Annotated in this window: 13 protein-coding genes and 1 pseudogene; 4 read left to right on the forward strand and 10 right to left on the reverse strand. The window is 60.2% G+C overall.

Features of this window, described 5'->3' with window-relative positions; genetic code table 11:
* Positions 1 to 58 precede the first annotated feature (58 nt).
* The 4 genes from urtD to urtA all read right to left on the reverse strand — a co-directional run bounded on the left by urtD (position 59) and on the right by urtA (position 4,249).
* Positions 59 to 820 carry an urea ABC transporter ATP-binding protein UrtD gene (urtD, locus tag BLO50_RS04950; protein WP_090249269.1) on the reverse strand — a complete coding sequence of 254 codons (762 nt, stop codon included), beginning with the start codon at positions 818 to 820 and terminating at the stop codon, positions 59 to 61.
* Entirely contained in the window at positions 817 to 1,989 is a 1,173-nt protein-coding gene (gene urtC / locus BLO50_RS04955) for an urea ABC transporter permease subunit UrtC (RefSeq protein WP_090249271.1), read from the reverse strand. The genes urtD and urtC overlap by 4 nt, the downstream gene beginning before the upstream one ends.
* 11 nt (positions 1,990 to 2,000) lie before the next feature.
* A complete protein-coding gene (urtB, locus tag BLO50_RS04960) occupies positions 2,001 to 2,918 on the reverse strand; it encodes an urea ABC transporter permease subunit UrtB (RefSeq protein WP_167354428.1) in 918 nt (305 codons plus the stop codon).
* 101 nt (positions 2,919 to 3,019) lie between these two features.
* Complete coding sequence (urtA, locus tag BLO50_RS04965; protein WP_167354429.1) at positions 3,020 to 4,249, reverse strand: urea ABC transporter substrate-binding protein; 1,230 nt, start codon at positions 4,247 to 4,249, stop codon at positions 3,020 to 3,022.
* Positions 4,250 to 4,528: 279 nt separating this feature from the next.
* Here urtA and BLO50_RS04970 point away from each other — a divergent pair, with 279 nt between their 5' ends.
* Positions 4,529 to 7,927 carry a response regulator gene (locus BLO50_RS04970; protein ID WP_090249275.1) on the forward strand — a complete coding sequence of 1,133 codons (3,399 nt, stop codon included), beginning with the start codon at positions 4,529 to 4,531 and terminating at the stop codon, positions 7,925 to 7,927.
* Positions 7,902 to 8,600: a response regulator gene (locus tag BLO50_RS04975; RefSeq protein WP_090249277.1), complete on the forward strand. Its 699-nt coding sequence runs from the start codon at positions 7,902 to 7,904 to the stop codon at positions 8,598 to 8,600. Before BLO50_RS04970 ends, BLO50_RS04975 begins: the two co-directional genes overlap by 26 nt.
* A 65-nt stretch (positions 8,601 to 8,665) precedes the next feature.
* Here BLO50_RS04975 and BLO50_RS22230 read toward each other — a convergent pair whose 3' ends face one another.
* Both BLO50_RS22230 and BLO50_RS22235 read right to left on the reverse strand, forming a co-directional pair.
* The gene (locus tag BLO50_RS22230) at positions 8,666 to 9,379 is read right to left on the reverse strand and encodes a methyl-accepting chemotaxis protein (RefSeq protein ID WP_372239942.1); all 714 of its coding nucleotides are present in this window, start codon (positions 9,377 to 9,379) and stop codon (positions 8,666 to 8,668) included.
* Positions 9,380 to 9,523: 144 nt separating this feature from the next.
* Positions 9,524 to 10,663: pseudogene (locus BLO50_RS22235) on the reverse strand (HAMP domain-containing protein); the annotation flags it as partial.
* Between the two features lie 252 nt (positions 10,664 to 10,915).
* On the opposite strand from BLO50_RS22235, the gene BLO50_RS04985 reads away from it, so the two are divergent.
* Positions 10,916 to 11,809 carry an ROK family protein gene (locus BLO50_RS04985; protein ID WP_090249281.1) on the forward strand — a complete coding sequence of 298 codons (894 nt, stop codon included), beginning with the start codon at positions 10,916 to 10,918 and terminating at the stop codon, positions 11,807 to 11,809.
* Positions 11,810 to 11,815: 6 nt separating this feature from the next.
* Here the strand turns inward: BLO50_RS04985 and ampE are convergent, their stop codons facing one another.
* The 3 genes from ampE to BLO50_RS05000 form a co-directional block, all read right to left on the reverse strand.
* Positions 11,816 to 12,652, reverse strand: coding sequence for a regulatory signaling modulator protein AmpE (ampE, locus tag BLO50_RS04990; RefSeq protein WP_090249283.1), 837 nt, complete (start codon positions 12,650 to 12,652; stop codon positions 11,816 to 11,818).
* Positions 12,649 to 13,212, reverse strand: a complete 564-nt coding sequence (gene ampD / locus BLO50_RS04995; protein ID WP_090249285.1) for a 1,6-anhydro-N-acetylmuramyl-L-alanine amidase AmpD — start codon at positions 13,210 to 13,212, stop codon at positions 12,649 to 12,651. The genes ampE and ampD overlap by 4 nt, the downstream gene beginning before the upstream one ends.
* Before the next feature lie 141 nt (positions 13,213 to 13,353).
* Positions 13,354 to 15,669 (reverse strand): DUF1631 domain-containing protein, encoded by a 2,316-nt coding sequence (locus BLO50_RS05000; RefSeq protein ID WP_090249287.1) that lies wholly within the window; start codon positions 15,667 to 15,669, stop codon positions 13,354 to 13,356.
* A gap of 364 nt (positions 15,670 to 16,033) precedes the next feature.
* Between BLO50_RS05000 and nadC the strand changes: the two genes are divergently transcribed.
* On the forward strand, positions 16,034 to 16,882 hold the full coding sequence (nadC, locus tag BLO50_RS05005) for a carboxylating nicotinate-nucleotide diphosphorylase (RefSeq protein ID WP_090249290.1): 849 nt from the start codon (positions 16,034 to 16,036) through the stop codon (positions 16,880 to 16,882).
* Between the two features lie 75 nt (positions 16,883 to 16,957).
* Here nadC and BLO50_RS05010 read toward each other — a convergent pair whose 3' ends face one another.
* On the reverse strand, positions 16,958 to 17,953 hold the full coding sequence (locus BLO50_RS05010; RefSeq protein ID WP_143003800.1) for an acyltransferase family protein: 996 nt from the start codon (positions 17,951 to 17,953) through the stop codon (positions 16,958 to 16,960).
* Positions 17,954 to 17,999: the final 46 nt, after the last annotated feature.

Raw genomic sequence — 17,999 nt, forward strand, 5'->3', positions numbered from 1 at the left:
CTTGTTGAACGTGGCCCGGATGCCATCCGGGCTAGCGCCGATGAATGCGTGAAGCAACTCAATGCCCCAGGTACACCTCAATCACTTTCGGGTTGCTCTGCACCGCCTCCATGCTGCCTTCGGCCAGCACCTTGCCCTGATGCAGCACGGTGACCTTGTGCGCGATGCTTTTCACAAACTCCATGTCGTGCTCAATGACCAGCACCGAACGGCCCTTGCTGATGCGCTTGAGCAGTTCGGCGGTCTGCATGCGTTCGTTAACGCTCATGCCGGCTACCGGCTCATCGAGCATCAGCAGCGCCGGGTCCTGCATCAGCAGCATGCCGATCTCCAGCCACTGCTTCTGGCCGTGGGACAGCAGGTCAGCCTGCAGGTAGAGGTTGTCGGTGAGCATGATTTCCGCCGCGATCTGTTCGACCCGCGCAATCACCTCGGCGGTACGTTTGAAGAACAGCGCGCCGAACACCTTGCGCCCCTTGGGGTAAGACATCTCCAGGTTCTCGAACACCGTGAGGTTTTCGTAGATCGACGGGTTCTGGAACTTGCGCCCGACCCCGGCACGCACGATGTCGAACTCGCGCATCTTGGTCAGCTCGCGGCTCTCGAACTGGATGCTGCCGGCGGTGGCTTTGGTCTTGCCGCAGATCAGGTCGAGCACCGTGGTCTTACCGGCGCCGTTGGGTCCGATCACCACGCGCACCTCGTTGCGGTCGATGTACAGGTTGAGGTCATCAACCGCCTTGAAACCATCGAACGATACGGTCAGGCCCTCGATGGCCAGCACCGGCTTGGGCATCTGAAATGCACTTGGCTGACTCATGGGGTGGTCTCCAGTTCACGGGGTTGACTGCTGGCCACCGGGGCCTCAGCAACAGGTGCTGGCGTGGCCGGCGCTGCAGGTTTGCGAGCCAGCTTGCCCAGCCATTTGCGCCCGTGGCTTTCCCACAGGCCAGCCAGGCCGTTGGGGAAGTACATGACCACGGCGATAAACAGCCCGCCCATCAGGTACAGCCACAGCTCGGGGAAGGTTTCGGAAAAGTAGGTCTTGCCGTAGTTGACCAGCAAGGCGCCATACACCGCGCCGAGCAGCGACATACGCCCGCCAACGGCGGCGAAGATCACCATCTCGATCGACGGCACGATGCCGACAAAGCTCGGCGACATGAAACCCACCTGCAAGGCGAACATCGCCCCGCCGATGGCGGAAAACGCCGCCGCCACGCAGAACACGAAGATCTTGAAGCTGGCCACGTCGTAGCCGGAAAAGCGCACCCGCTCCTCCTTGTCGCGCATCGCCATCAGCAGGCGGCCGAGCTTGGAGGCGAGGATAAAGCGACCGATCAGGATGCAGCCGAACAACAGGAAGGCGTTGATGAAGTAGAGGATCATCTTCGAGCTGTCGTCGCGGATATCCCAGCCCATCAGGGTTTTCAGATCGGTGATGCCATTGACCCCGCCGGTGAGGCCCTGCTGGCCGATGATCAGCACCGTGAGAATCAGCGCAATCGCCTGGGTAACGATGGAGAAGTACACGTCGCCGACGCGGCGCTTGAACATCGCCACACCAATCACCAGCGCCAATATCACCGGCACCGCGATCACCGCCAGCAGGGTGAAACCGAAGCTGTGGAACGGCTGCCAGAGCATCGGCAGTTCGGTGATCTGGTTCCAGTCCATAAAGTCTGGAATGCCGGGGGTGGACTGGATCTTGGTGCTTTCCGGGTCGCTGGCTTCGAGCTTGAGAAACATCGCCATGCAGTAGCCGCCGAGGCCGAAGAACACGCCCTGGCCAAGGCTGAGAATGCCGCCATAGCCCCAGCAGAGCACCAGGCCCACGGCGACAAAGGCGTAGGTCAGGTACTTGCCGACCATGTTCAGGCGAAAGGCATCCAGCGCCAGCGGGAACACCACCAGGATCAATGTGGCCAGCACCGCCAGGCCAATCGCGCCCTGCTTGCCGCCAAGAAACTTATCGAGTGTCGGGTTCATGGGACGGCTCCTTACTTGCGCACTTTGATGGAGAACAGCCCTTGCGGACGCAGCATCAGAATCAGGATCACCGCCGACAGGGTGAACACCTTGGCCATCGAACCGCTCATAAAGAACTCCATCAGCGACTGCGCCTGGGCAATGCTGAAGGCCGAGGCGATGGTGCCGAGCAGGCTCGACGCACCGCCGAACACCACCACCAGGAAGGTGTCGACGATGTACAGCGAACCGGCAGTCGGCCCGGTGGAGCCGATGGTGGTAAAGGCCGCGCCCGCCACACCGGCCACGCCGCAGCCGAGGGCAAAGGTCATGCGGTCAACCTTCTTGGTATTGATCCCCACCGCGCGGCTCATCACCCGGTTCTGCACCGTGGCGCGCACCTGCAAACCCCAGCGCGAGCGATAGAGCATGAGGAAGATCATGCCGGTCATCAGCACGGTGAGGCCCATAACGAACAAGCCGTTACGCGGAATGTCGATGGCTTCGGTGGGGTTCCACGAGCCCATCAGCCATTCCGGCAAGGTGGCGCTGACTTCCCGCGCACCGAAGATCGAGCGGAAGGCCTGTTGCATCACCAGCGACAACCCCCAGGTGGCCAGCAAGGTGTCCAGCGGGCGCTGGTAGAGCTTGCTGATCATCGCCCACTCGGCGAGCCAGCCAATCGCGCCGGCGATAAAAAACGACAGCACGATGGCGAGAAAAAAATAGTACGGGCCGAAAAACGGCGCGTATTGCTCGGTCAGTACCGAGACCACGTAGGTGGTGTAGGCGCCGATGGTGAGGAACTCACCGTGGGCCATGTTGATCACGCCCATCTGGCCGAAGATGATCGCCAGCCCCAGGGCCATCAGCAGCAGGACGCAGAAAACGGACAAGCCGTTGAAGCCCTGCATGGCCGCGATGGCACCAAATTCCGATAGCCATTCCATGATGATGGTCTCCAGCTGGAAGAAAGAAACACGTCAGCCCGTACAGGCGTCAGGCGCACCCTCGCGGGTACGCCCTGCCCTGAGTCCGGCTTACGCCGCTGTTACTGGTAGCCTTTCGGGAATGGGTTCGGCTCGATCAAGCCGGATTCGAACACCACCTTGAACTGGCCATCCTTCTGCACCTGGCCGATGCGGGTCTTGCTCCACAGGTGATGGTTGTCATGCACCTTGACGTAGCCTTCCGGCGCAGTGGTCAGCTCGATGCCTGGGGAGGCAGCGGCCACCTTGTCGACATCGAAGCTGCCGGCTTTCTCGACCGCAGCCTTCCACAGCCATGGGCCAAGATAGGCGGCCTGAGTCACGTCGCCGATCACAGAGTCCTTGCCGAACTTGGCCTTGAAGGCTTCAACGAAGGCTTTGTTGTTCGGGTTGTCGAGGCTCTGGAAGTACTTCATCGAGGCGTAGAAGCCGTCCATGTTTTCGCCGCCGATGCCCAGCAGCTCATCCTCAGTTACCGACAGGGTCAGCAGGTTCTGTTTGGCGCTGGTGACGCCGGCGGCTTTCATCTGCTTGTAGAAGGCCACGTTGGAGCCACCGACCACTGCGGTGAAGACCACGTCAGGCTTCTTCAGTTTGACCTTGTTGATCAGCGAGCCGAACTGGGTGTTGCCCAGCGGGTAGTACTCCTCGCCCACCACCTTGCCGCCGAGCACGTTCTCGATGTGCTTGCGCGCGATCTTCATCGAGGTGCGCGGCCAGATGTAGTCCGAACCGATCAGGTAGAAGGTCTTGGCGCCCTTCTCCTTGGCGATCCAGTCGAGGCCGGCGAGGATCTGCTGGGTGGCTTCCTGACCGGTGTAGATAACATTCTTCGACTGCTCCAGGCCTTCATAGAAGGTCGGGTAGTAGAGCAGGCCGTTTTCCTTCTCGAACACCGGCAGTACGGCTTTGCGTGAGGCCGAGGTCCAGCAACCGAATACCGCAGCGACCTTGTCGCCGACCAGCAGCTTCTTGGCTTTTTCGGCGAAGGTCGGCCAATCGGAGGCGCCGTCTTCCTGAATGATCTTGATCTGCCGGCCGAGGATGCCGCCGCTGGCGTTGATCTGTTCGATGGCCAGGCGCTCGGCCTGGATCGAACCGGTTTCGGAAATGGCCATGGTGCCGGTTGCCGAGTGCAGCTGACCGACCGTCACTTCGGTGTCGGTCACGGCCAGGCCGGTGGTGTTGACGTCGGCCAGAGCCATCTGGCTGAACACACTGGCCGCCAGCAGCGAGAGTGCCGCAGCACCCAACGCTAGCCGACGAGGGAGAAAACGAGTCGGTGAATCCATGGTCATGCTCCTCTGGTGGTTTTCCTCCCTGGCTCGCCTTGCGGGTACCAGTTCGGTTCGCCACCAGCATGCGTTTGCCACCGGCGCTGGCGGTATACGCAGGTTGACGTAACGGCATACGTCATCTGACGTACTGCCGCGCGCCCCAAGCTGGTGCAAGCTCACGCCCGAGCAGCTGGCAGATAGAAGCTCGCGCGCGCAAGGACGGCGGCTGCAGACGCAGGGCATGGATGTTGCAAATTCAAACAAGCGTATTAGCCACGACTCAGGAGCGTCCTTGTGCAGCCGACCGGCACCCAGCGCATCGTCAAGATCCGCCGCGACTACAACAGCTGGGTCGCCGACGAGACCATGGAGGACTACGCCCTGCGTTTCACCCCCAAGTCGTTTCGCAAATGGTCGGAGCTGCGCATCGCCAACACCGCCCTGAGTGCGGTGTCGTTTCTCGCCCTGGAGGCCATCGGCGGCGCCCTGGCGCTGAGCTACGGCTTTACCAACACGCTGTGGGCGATCCTTGCGGTGAGCCTGGTGATCTTTCTCACCGGTCTGCCGATCAGCTACTACGCCGCGCGCTATGGCGTGGACATGGACCTGCTGACCCGTGGCGCCGGTTTCGGCTATATCGGCTCGACCATCACCTCACTGATCTACGCCAGCTTCACCTTCCTGTTCTTCGCCCTTGAGGCGGCGATCATGGCCCTGGCGCTGGAGCTGTACTTCAACATCCCGCTGGCGCTGGCCTATGTGATCTGCTCGGTGATCGTCATCCCGCTGGTGGCCTACGGCATCACCCTGATCAATCGGCTGCAGATGTGGACCCAGCCGCTGTGGCTGTTTCTGCTGTTCCTGCCCTACATCTTCGTTATCGGCAAGAACCCCGAAGCGCTCAGTGACTGGACCAGCTTCGCCGGGCGCGAGGGCGAAGGCGGCGCGTTCAACCTGCTGTACTTTGGCGCCGCCTGCACCGTGGCGCTGGCGTTGGTCACGCAGATTGGTGAACAGGTCGACTACCTGCGCTTTCTGCCGGAAAAGACCCGGCGCAACCGCAAGCGCTGGTGGGCCGCGCTGCTGATGGCCGGGCCCGGCTGGATCATCCCTGGCGCACTGAAGATGCTCGCCGGCGCCTTTCTGGCCTTTCTCGCCCTGCAACATGAAATCCCCATGGAACGCGCCGCCGAACCGACGCAGATGTACCTGGTGGCGTTCAACTATGTATTCAGCTCACCGGAGTGGGCGCTAGCGGCCATGGTGCTGTTCGTTATCGTCAGCCAGGTGAAGATCAACATGACCAACGCCTACGCCGGCTCCCTGGCCTGGTCGAACTTCTTTGCCCGCGTCACCCACAGCCATCCGGGGCGCGTGGTGTGGCTGGTGTTCAACGTCGCCATCGCGCTGATGCTGATGGAGCTGGGCGTATTCCAGGCCATTGAGGAAGTGCTGGGTCTGTACGCCAACATCGCCATCGCCTGGATCGGCGCGGTAGTCGCCGACCTGGTGATCAACAAGCCGCTGGGCCTGTCGCCCAAGCACATCGAGTTCAAGCGCGCGCACCTCTACGACATCAACCCGGTCGGCGTCGGCGCCATGCTGATCGCCTCCTTGCTGTCGATCCTGGCCCACGGCGGCTTGTTCGGCGCCTTTGCCCAGGCAGCCTCGCCGCTCGTTGCACTCAGCTCGGCCATGCTCTTCGCCCCACTGATTGCCTGGCTGACCGGCGGACGCTACTACCTGGCGCGCAGCAGCGACCCACTGCTGCTCTACCCGCTCGGCGTAACCACCACGGTGCAATGCGGCCTGTGCAGCAATGCCTTCGAGAGCGAAGACATGGCCTTCTGCCCGGCCTACAGCACGCCGATCTGCTCACTGTGCTGCTCGCTCGATGCGCGCTGCGGCGATGCCTGCAAGCCGCGGGCGCGGCTGTCCGAGCAGCTCGATGACTTTATTCGCTGGCTGTTCCCACGGGTCTCGATCCCGCGCCTGCACAGCCGCCTGGCGCAGTACCTAGGCTTACTGACGGTATTGGTGGCGCTGCTGTTCGGCGCTCTGGCACTGATCTACAGCCAGGTTTCTCAGGGCCTGGTGGCGCAATCGCTGGAGGCGCAGGAAACCCTCTACCTGGCCTTTCTTAAGGCCTTTCTGACCCTTTCGCTGTTTGCCGCGATTCTCGCGTGGTGGGTGGTGTTGACCCGCGAAAGCCGCCGGGTGGCCCAGGAGGAATCCGACCGCCAGACCCAGCTGCTGATGCAGGAGATCGAGGCCCACCGCAAGACCGACGAGGCCCTGCAGAAAGCCAAGGAAGCCAGCGAAGCCGCCAACGCCGCCAAGAGCCGCTACGTCACCGGGCTGTCTCACGAGCTGCGCACGCCGCTCAACAGCATCCTCGGCTATACGCAGATTCTGCAGCGCGATGCCGGCATGCCGGGGCAGCATCAGGACGCCCTGGCCACCATCTTTCGCAGCGGCTCGCACCTGCTGTCGCTGATCGACGGGCTGCTCGATGTGGCCAAGATAGAGGCCGGCAAGCTCAACCTGGAGCTGACGGAAATCCCCTTCCCCGAATTTATCCACCAGCTCGAACGCATGTTCACCCCGCAGGCCGAGGAAAAAGGCCTGCGCTTTCGCCTGGAAACCAGCGGGCGTATGCCGGCGGTGGTACGCGGCGACGAGAAGCGCGTGCGGCAAATCCTGATCAACCTGCTCGGCAACGCGGTGCGCTTCACCGACAGCGGCGAGGTCTGCCTGCGCGTCAGCTACCTGCGCGAAACCGCCAGCTTCGAGATCGTCGACACCGGTATCGGCATCGACCCCGAGCAGATCGAACGGATCTTCCAACCGTTCGAGCGCGGCGACCTGATGCGCCAGGACAACGGCGTCGGCCTCGGCCTGACCATCACGCGCATGCTCACCTCGCTGATGGGCGGCGAGCTGTCAGTCAAAAGTGTGCAAGACCAGGGCACCAGCTTCCAGGTACGCCTGTTCCTCTCCGAGGTACGCGTGCCCCAGGCGGTGGTGCATGTGGAGCACGACATCATTGGTTATCAGGGCCCGCGCCGGCTGATCCTGGTGGTGGATGACCATATCGAACACCGCCGCGTTCTGGCCGGCATGCTCGAACCGCTGGGTTTCAGCATCGCCCAGGCCGCCAGTGGCCAGGAAGCCATCCGCCAGGTTGCACTGCTGCAGCCTGACCTGATCCTGATGGATCTGTCGATGCCGCAGATGGACGGCTGGGAAACCAGCCGGCTGATCCGCCGCAATGCACAAAGCAAGGCCCCAATCATTGTGATTTCGGCCAATGCCTTTGCCGATGACCGTGAACGCAGCGTCAGCGCCGACTGCAGTGACTACCTGGCCAAACCAGTGCATACCCCTGAGTTACTCGAACGCATCCACAAACACCTCGACCTGCAGTGGCTGCGGCGCACGCTGCAGCTCCCGGACGCCACACCAGATGCGGCTGTTCGCCCTAGCGCCACTGATCTCGAAGCGCTGCGCGAGCTCGGCGCCATGGGCTATATCCGCGGCATTCTGGAGAAACTCGACGCCATTGATCGGCTGACACCCGCCAGCACCAGCTTTACCACGCCCCTGCGCGCCCTGGTGAAAAGCTACCGTCTGGACGAATTCAACCGCCAACTCAAGGAGGCCGAACATGAACGCGCTGACCCATCCATCTGAGCAGCACAGCAGCGCCGCCGAGCGCGGGGTGATCCTGATCGTCGACGACACGCCGGACAACCTGGCCCTGCTCTCCGATGCCCTCGATGAAGTGGGTTACATGGTGCTGGTGGCGCTGGATGGCCTGAGCGCGCTGAGCCGCATCCAGCGCCGGCGTCCCGACCTGATTCTGCTCGATGCCATGATGCCGGGGCTGGACGGCTTCGAAACCTGCCAGCGGATCAAGGCCGATCCGGCCACTGCCGACATTCCAGTGCTGTTTATGACCGCCCTGACCGACAGCGAGCACGTGGTCAAAGGCTTCGAGGCCGGCGGTATCGACTACGTGACCAAGCCGATCAACACCGAGGAAGTGCTCGCCCGCGTGGCCTCGCACCTGCGCACCGCGCGTATCCTGCAAACGGCGCGCGCCGCCAGTCAGGCGCAACCGCTGACGCTCAACGACGAGCCCGCCTATGCCACCCTCTCTGCGCGTTTTCAACTGACCGAACGTGAAGTGGAAGTGTTGCGCTGGGTGGCCTGCGGCAAGACCAACCGCGACATCGGCGACATCCTCGGCCTCAGCCCGCGCACGGTGAACAAGCACCTGGAGCACGTCTACATCAAACTCGGCGTGGAAACCCGCACCGCCGCCACCTCGGTAGCCCTCTCCGCCATGGCTGAGCGCGCCTGAACCACGCTGACAGCCAGGCATAAAAAAACCCGCCAAGGTGGCGGGTTTTACTTGGCAGTGGCGAATCAGACGCGGAATGCACCGATCAGCTGTTTGAGACGCGCCACCAGCCCGGACAGCTCACGGCTGGCCTGTTCAGTTTGGCTGGCACCCTCGGCAGTACGCTCACCGGCCTGGCTGATCTCGACAATGTTCTGGTCTATATCCTGCGCCACGGCGGTCTGCTCTTCAGCGGCGGTGGCGATCTGCTGGTTCTGGTCGACGATCATGCCCACCGCACCGAGGATATTTTCCAGCGCCTGCTGCACTTTGCCCGACTCATTGACGGTGGTATCAGCCATCTTGTGGCTCGCACTCATGGCCTTGACCGCAGCACCGACGCCACTTTGCAGCTTGGCGATCATCGACTCGATTTCTTCGGTGGACTGCTGCGTACGCTTGGCCAGGTTACGCACCTCATCCGCCACCACAGCAAAGCCGCGACCTTGTTCACCCGCTCGCGCTGCCTCGATGGCCGCGTTGAGCGCCAGCAAGTTGGTTTGCTCGGCAATGCCTTTGATCACATCCAACACTTGGCTGATCGACGCACTGTCGCTGGCCAGCTTATTGATCACGCCCACCGATTGATCGATTTCACCCGCCAACCGCTGGATGCTGCCGACTTGCGACTCGACCAGCGCTCGCCCGCTGACCGTTTCATCGTTGACGCTCTGGGCGCTACCCACTGCAGCGGCAGCACTGTGCGCCACTTCCTGGGCAGTGGCCGACATCTCATTCATCGCAGTGGCGATCAGATCAATCTGGCCGCGCTGGCCCGCTACCGCCTGGTTACTTTCGCCTGAGACCTGCTGCACACGGTCTGCCTGACGCTCAACCTCAACCACGGTCTGGCCGACACGCTCGATCAGCTGATGGATCTTGCTGACCGTCTCATTAAACACCTGGCCCAGCTCGCCCAACTCATCCTGGCTCTGAGCCTTGAAGCTGACAGTCATATCGCCAGCGGCCACCTGATTCATCACCTGACCGAGCTTTTTCAGCGTGGTGCGGATCGACACATAAAAACCGCTGTACAGGTAGACGATCAGCAGGAACACCACCACCAGGGCCGCGACCAGCAACACCATGTGCGTACGGTTTTCTTCCAGACGGACTTGCAGCTGTTTATCGAGGAACGCCAGCACCGCATGATTGAGCTGGTAGGTTTGATCCATGGCACCGCTGACATCGGCATAGAACTGCGCCCATGGCGTGTCCAGCGAATCGGCAATCACCACCTTGTCTTCAAACAACACCGCAGTGGTTTTCAGGGTCTCCAGGCTGCTGGCGGCTTGGCTGGCGAGCTCTGTGCGCGCCTGCGCGCTGCTGTTGAGTGAAGCTTGCAGGTTCAAGCCGTACTCGGCATGCAGCTTTTCCAGCTCCAGCAACAGCTCGTCAAATGTGGTGCTGGCAGAGGAATTGAGAAAGCCTTGAGCCAGGGAATAAGCACCAACCGCGCGCCCTTCGCTCAGCACTGCCGTGACCTTGGGCGTGTCCACGGACACCAGCTCAATCATCTGCCGCACAGAACCCTGGCGGTCCTGGCTCAGACCGGCTTGGGCAGCGACCAACTTGATAAATACCTGGGAGCTGCCCAGCAGTTTTTCAGCAAGGGCAATTTTGCCCTGCAGCGATGTCTCGGCCTGCACAGCGCCTAATTCGGCAATCAACTGATCACGCTTGTTGTTGAATTCCTCAATCTGCTCAGGCTCGCGTACCACCGCCGCCATGCCCTGCAACGCCTCACCGATGCTGCCTTGCAGCTTGACCAGCCGTGTTTCTAGATCACCCGCCTGGCCCGACTGACCGATCATTGCGTTGATCTCGGTGAGGTCGACGAAGTCCTCAAGATTACGCCGCAACGTCAGGCTCTCATCGAGCAGATCAATGCTCTCGAGCGCCGCCTGGGTACTGACGAACTGCAGATAGGAGTCGCGCACCAGATAGAAGTTGGTGACCAGCATGGGCAGAAAGAACAGAACACTGATCAGACTGAACTTCATGCCGAAGCTGAGGCGATTCATTAGCGCGATGGCCGGATACAACACGGTCTTCACAGGACGTCTCCAGTTCTAATTATTGTCGTGTAAGGTTACAAAACAGTCGTCCAGCGTCTCAAACGGCGGCTTGTATGTCCCTTGCTGCTCGACCTGTGGCATTTGCATCAACCGGGTAAATACGGGCAGATTAATGTGATATATGTCACAAAATAACGACCGAGCAGGGCGTCATGTATACCTCTTATCGACCCCAACCTCTGTAACTTAAGGTTAATGATGCGCAAACAACTGAAGCTCGGTATTGATCTGGGTGGCAGCAAAGTCGAAATAATCGCCCTGCACAATGGCCAGCAAGTCTTGCGCCGCCGCGCCCCAACACCCCAGGGCGATTACCTTAAAACCCTCGGTCTGATTGCCAGCTTAGTTGAAGATTGCGAACGCGAACTGGGCATCCAAGGCAGCGTCGGCGTTGGTATCCCAGGGACGCGCTCGCCCGACCATGGGCGGATCAAGAATGCCAACTCGCAGTGTCTGATCGGCCAGGATCTGCAAGCCGACCTGGAGCAGCGCCTCCAGCGCCCGGTGCGCCTGGCCAATGACGCCGACTGCTTTGCCCTTTCAGAAGCCTGCGATGGCGCAGGCGAAGGTGCCATAAGTGTTTTCGGGGTAATTCTTGGAACCGGCGTTGGCGGCGGACTGGTCGTGCGCCAACAACTGCTCAGCGGCCCGAATGCCATCGCCGGCGAATGGGGACATAACCCCTTGCCTTGGCGACGTGAGGAGGATGGCCCAAGCCGCCGCTGTTATTGCGGCCAGGATGACTGCATTGAAACCTTTCTCAGCGGTCCAGGCTGGGCAGCGCGCAGCGGCCTTGGTCTGGAAGCAGGTGAGCTGGTTCGTGCGGCAGACGCCGGCCAGGCTGATGCGCAAGAAGCCGTTTCCCGCTACTACGACCAGTTGGCACGCGGCCTGGCAGCGGTGATCAACCTGATGGACCCGCACGTGATTGTGCTGGGCGGTGGGCTGTCCAACAACACGGCGCTCTACTCCCAGGTGACGCCTCTGTTGCCGCGCTATGTGTTTTCCGATCAGGTCAACACGCGCCTGCTTCAGGCCCGCCACGGCGACTCAAGCGGTGTGCGTGGCGCCGCCTGGTTGTGGAACGAATAGCCTGTTTTAAATAAGCAGGGTCCACACAGCGAACACCGCGTACCAGAACACCGCCGCACGCACCAGCAGCTGCCACAGCCCATCAAGACTGCTGACACCAGCCTCGCCAATCACCGGCTCCGGCGTTTCGCCAGCAGCCCGCGCCGTGATGATGACCAATTGTGCGGCGCTGATATCCCAGCTGAGCAGCTCATGCAGCAAGGTGCGGCTGACGCCGGCGAAGTTGCCGACCATAGCAAAGCTGGCAGCCAGTACACGCACCGGCAACCAGTCCAAGCCGTGGCGTACCTGCACTGCTGCCTCACGCAAGGCTGGCAGCGTGGCATGTTCACTGGCCAGGGCGACCAGCCGATATGCCAGCGCCGCCAAAGGCCCAAGCAGCGCATACCAGAAGATCACCGCAAAGAAACTCTGGTAAGCCTGCCACACCAGATGCCCCTGTACGCGCTGCAGCAACTCGCCCTCTTCCTCCGCTTCCAAGGCCAGATCGCGCCGCGCTACCAGGTACGCGGCCTCGGCATCCTCACGGCGCCAGCTGTCGCGAAACGGCCCTAATGCCGCCAACAAATCACCACGCCCCAAGCTGTAAATCACCACCAACAGATGCACCGGTAACGCCAGCCAACCATAAGCCACCGGTTCTAGGATCAGCAGAATCAAGCCCAGCACGAACAACGGCAACAGCACCAGCACGGCCAACACCAGCCAAGGCCGCTCAGCCCACTGCGGCTTACTCTCAGTTGCAGCCAGCAAACGCAACCATGGGCCATCGTGTTGAATGGGCTTACGCCAAGACGAAAACTTCTCGACCCACAGCACTAGCAGTAGCACCAGAAAATTCATGTCAGCTCCTTGTCTTGCTGCAATGCCATGCGCACGCGTTGCCAGTCGAATGCCGGGCCGGGGTCGGTCTTTCGGCCCGGCGCGATATCGCTATGGCCACAAATGCGTTCCAGGGTGATCGCCGGGTAAGCCGCCTGCAGCTGCCGGGTCAGTTCAATCAGCGCAGCATACTGCGCGGCCGTAAACGGCAGATCATCGGTGCCCTCAAGCTCAATGCCTAAGGAAAAATCATTACAGTTTTCCCGCTCGGCAAACAGCGACACCCCGGCATGCCAGGCGCGCTCGTTACAGGAAACGAATTGCGTAACAGCGCCATCACGTTCGATAAAGAAATGCGCGGACACCTGCAGGCTGGCGATGCTGGCGAAGTAGGGATGCTCATCGGCGTCCAGACGATTCTGAAAAAACGCCTGCACCTTGCCCGTACCAAACTGACCAGGCGGCAAGCTGATGTTATGAATCACCAAGAGGGAGACTTCGCCCAGCGGTCGCTGATTGAAGTTCGGCGATGGACAGTGCTGGATGCCATCGCACCAGCCACTGGAAGGATCCAGCTGCATGAAAGACTCCTTGAACGAGCCACCACTCTAGTGCAGCTCCGGCTCAAGGCCAAGGGTGAATGCCCAAGCAGCGCGCAGATACAAAAACGCCGCCTGGGCTAAGCCCTGGCGGCGTTGTCGTAACGCATCAATATGAGTCGATTAAGCGCCTTTGAGCTTACGCAGGTTGCCGATTACCGACTCCAACGCCCGATCAAACAGCAATGCATCATCGAGCAAGCGAATCGCGTTGCGGCGGAACTCCACGGCCAGACCCATACGGGTTTTTTCCAGCACCTTCATACCGGTACGGTTGACGAAGATGTATTTGCCGGTCGGTTTGATCACCGCTGCCAGTTTGCAACGCAGCTTGTGCTCTTCATCTTCCTGAAACTCGACCCAGCTGCCGACCCGCAGGTTATCGACCTGCAGCAGCGACTCATCGTCGTCCGGCAGGCTGGCTTCCGGCTCAGCGGCACGCAGCTCGCCAGGCGCCAGCAGAATGATCTCTTCCACCACCTCGACCATCGCCGGCTCTTCAACCACTTCAGCGGCCGGAAGCTCCAACAATGGCAACTCGATACCGGCCTCGGCCAAAGCAGCACGCTGCTCTTCGTCGATTTCAGCCAGCGCGGGGGCATCATCCTGCGGATGCTCTTCCGGCAGGCTGCGCTTGAAGCGTTGGAAAGCCTGCACATGCAAGGCTTCCAGCTGACTGAAGAATTCACCGGTGGAGAATGGATCAAAGGCCGCGCTGGCCATGCCCTCACGCAGTGCCTTGAGCAGCCCCGGCACCATCTCCAGCAAACGCATACGCGCTTCCGGCTCTTCGTGAAGCTCAACACTCCAGACCAGATCATCCATGGTCGCCAACGCGGCCTGCCATTCTACCGACTCAACGCCATGCTTCAGGCAGGTCAGCATCAACACCTTGCTCCAGGCTTCCTGCAGCAAGCGCACCACCACTTCCGGCAGGGTTTTACCGAGCAGCCGCTCATTCAGTGCTTGTTCGACCTCACGCCGCGCCATTGCAGCCTTCGCGCTACCTTCCTCGGCATCACGGGTACGCTGCTCGAGCAGCTCACTACGGCGGCGCTCGTCTCCGGTAAACGCCAGGAACTCGGCCAATAGCTCGGAGAAGATCACCGGATCATCAACAAAATCATTGAGCAATCGTTGCACCACTTGCTCGATCTTTTGATACAGGCTGTCGCGCTGCGCATCGTCCTGCTCACCCCAACCGAGGGCAGCAGAGGCAATTTCATTGAGTAGGCGACGGGCCGGATGACTACCACGGCTGAAGAAGGTCTTGTCGATCACCGCCACTTTCAGCATCGGAATCTGCAAGCGGCCAATCAATGCCTTGAGTGAGTCCGGCAAGGTACGGTCATCGAGGATAAATTCGAAGAGCATCGACACCAGGTTGATAACATCTTCATCGACCTCACCGACCACGCGCGCCTTGCCTGCCTTGGCGCTAGCACGGGTCAGCAAGCCTTCCAGCTGCTCACGCAGATCAAAGTCGTCACTGACCTGTGCAGGCGCACGCTGCTGCATATGCGAGAGCAGGCGCATCAGGTCATTGCTGGAGATCGGCATCGCATCGGCCGGACGATTGCGCCGCGGAATCACCGAGCCACGCGCTTGGGAAAGCAGCTCCTGCAGCGCGCCAAACACTTCCTGCACGCCTTCATCAGCAAACTCAGCGGAGAGTTCCGTTGAGGTGTCCTGACGAGTACCGCTTGGCGCTGCACTGGCACGCGAGGGGTTGCGCCGTGCAGGTGAGGATTTGAGTTCAGGCAATACGCCGGCCGCGATCAAAGCCTGGTTAGCCTCGGCATACAGCTGATCAAGGTCGCTGAGTACGTACTTCTCGAACAACTTGAGGATGATCAGCTTGACCCGGATCTCGACGCCCAAGCTGCTGCAAGCATCAAGGAAAAATTCGCAGAGGCTGGTCGGACCGACAGGGTTGCTCTTGTCGTCCAGCTTCTTGCTGACCATGGCATTGAAGCGCGTGGTCAGGTGGCTGAGTGCCGCTCCGTCGCGACTGACGACTTTAGCCACCATGGAATCCAGAGCGACCGACTCTTCAAGTGCGTCGTTCTGCACCAAAGACAGGGTATCGAACGACACCGCATCCAAAGGAGCAGGCTTGCCAATTTCATACTGATTCAGGTTGGCGAAGGCTTCGAAGACCTTTTGCAGGAAACCGCGCTCAATATTTTTGCGCTTCAAGCGCAGATCGCGCATCGCCTCAAAGAACGCATTCTGCTCAGCATTGCTGGTGGCGCGATCCGCCATCTCGAACAGCGTATCGTCCGCATTGTCGAACAGCGCCTGCAACGCCGTCTTCAGCTGTTGCGCCGCTTTGTCACGCACATTTGTCAGCGCCACAGGCAGTCTTCCTACCGGCGAAGTGGGCGATTGCTCAGGGCTCACCTTGCTCAGGTGCACCACATTCGCATCAGTCTTCATTGCGAGTCTCCTGCAGACTGCCCCTCTTGGGCGAACCGATCTGCACAGCGATCAACTGAGCGTCATCCGTAACGTCAAAGGCCTGGCGTCAACATTCATAAAAAGTAAAGTCATTATAGGGATGCGCGCTCGCATACCAAGCTGACTTTTCCTCCAGACATGACAGGCGTCACAGATGCAGCATCACAGCCTACCAACGGTTACCTGCATACGACGAACGCAACACAACGCTGTGTAGCGGCTGCATGCAGCCAACGAAGAACCTCTTCAGCATAGCCCCGCCGGGCCCAGAGAACAGCTGCAAAGACTGCGCAAACAGCCATCAGTCCCTATAATCGGCGCATTCTGCTGACTGGAGCCCATCATGCCTAACCTCATCCTCGCCGACCTCGCCCACGAAATCGAGGCCAATGTGCGCCGCGCACTGGCAGAGGATATTGGCAGCGGCGACATCACCGCCCAACTGATACCCGCCGAGCGCCTGGCCCACGCCAAGGTCATTACGCGCGAATCCGCAGTCATCTGCGGCACCGCGTGGGTCGATGCCGTATTCCGCCAACTCGATCCGCGGGTCGCCGTGCACTGGCATATCCAAGACGGCCAACGCGCCGAGGCTAATCAAGTCTTGTTTGAACTCGATGGCCCCGCTCGCGCCCTGCTCAGCGGCGAACGTAGCGCCCTGAACTTTCTGCAAACCCTCTCAGCCGTAGCTACCCACTGCCAGCACTATGCAGATCTGGTGCAAGGCACTGCCGTCAAACTACTCGACACCCGCAAAACCTTACCCGGCCTGCGCCTGGCGCAGAAATATGCCGTAACGCAAGGCGGCTGCCACAACCACCGTATCGGTCTGTATGACGCATTCCTTATAAAGGAGAACCATATCGCCGCCTGCGGCGGCATCGCCCAAGCCGTAACCGCTGCCCACAACATCGCTCCCGGCAAGCCGGTGGAAGTTGAAGTGGAGAGCCTGGTAGAGCTGCGCCAGGCATTGGATGCGGGAGCTGACATCATCATGCTTGATGAGTTAAGCCTGGATGAAATGCGTGAAGCTGTAGCCCTCACCCAAGAACAAGCAAAGTTGGAAGCCTCGGGCGGGGTAAACGAAAGCACTCTGCGGGCGATTGCCGAAACCGGGGTGGACTATGTGTCGATTGGCACGCTGACCAAGGATGTTAAGGCAGTGGACTTATCGATGCGGCTGGCTTTATAAGCCCCGGCTTTACCGCATAAACCATACCTTTGCCGAAGCACGCCTAAAACAGCCAAACAGCCCACACAAAGCAACCTACCGTTTACGCCAGCGACTCAGCGGCACCTCCAGCAGATGCCAACTGAGAACAGCTAAAACCCCAGCTAGAATTACTCCGCCCACCGCAACTGCAGGCCACGAATAGAGGCCCTTGAGGTACTGCATTATCGGGTAATGGAACAGGTAGAGACCGTAAGAAATCTTGCCAACATAAACCAAGGCCGGCGCGCCCAATAACCTGGACAACAAACAGCCTGGTTGCTGCACCACCCAGATAATAGCCAGCGCAGTCAGCAACTCCACAACCGGCAAGCCATACGCCAAACGCCACGGCTGCCCATGCTCCGGCAGCACCAACAATAATAGAACCCCTAACATGAGCGGCAGCATTGAGCGCCCAGCACGCCCCATGTCCGGCAACCAAGCGGGCGCCAACCAGGCCACCATAACCCCCAGCAATAAACCACTGAGTCGCATATCGAAGCGGAAGTACATAGCTACCTCGTAGCTATCCAACTGCACCCAATAAAACCGCCACAAGGTCACCAGTAAGGCCAGCAGCAAAAAAAACAGCCAAAGCCGGTTGTAACTGCTGATACGTAGTAGGAATAAAAGCAGCACTGGAAACAGTAGGTAGAACCGCTCTTCGATACCCAGCGACCAAGCATGCAATAAGTATTGCGGGCCATCACCAAATACCAGCGCAATATCCGCCAGATAGAGCAACAGCTCGATGCCATCGCGCAGATGGAAGTAATAATCCGGCCAGACCAGAGGAGCCAACACCGCATAGAGTGCCAGCAACAATAATAATGGTGGCATCAACCGCCAAAGGCGACGGCGGTAGAAGCGACGCAAGTCGATAGCAGCATGAACCCTGAACTCGGCCAACAAAAGCCGACCAATTAGATAACCGCTTAATACGAAAAAGATGTCTACACCCAGGTTTGCCCCAGGCAGAAACGGCACACCGGCATGAAACAGCATCACCAATGCAATGGCTAACGCACGCAAGCCATCAAGTGCAGGCACGTACTCAAGCCGGGACCCGACAACACGCTGGGACTCAGCATCGGAA

Source organism: Pseudomonas peli (assembly GCF_900099645.1).
Classification (GTDB): Bacteria; Pseudomonadota; Gammaproteobacteria; order Pseudomonadales; family Pseudomonadaceae; genus Aquipseudomonas; species Aquipseudomonas peli.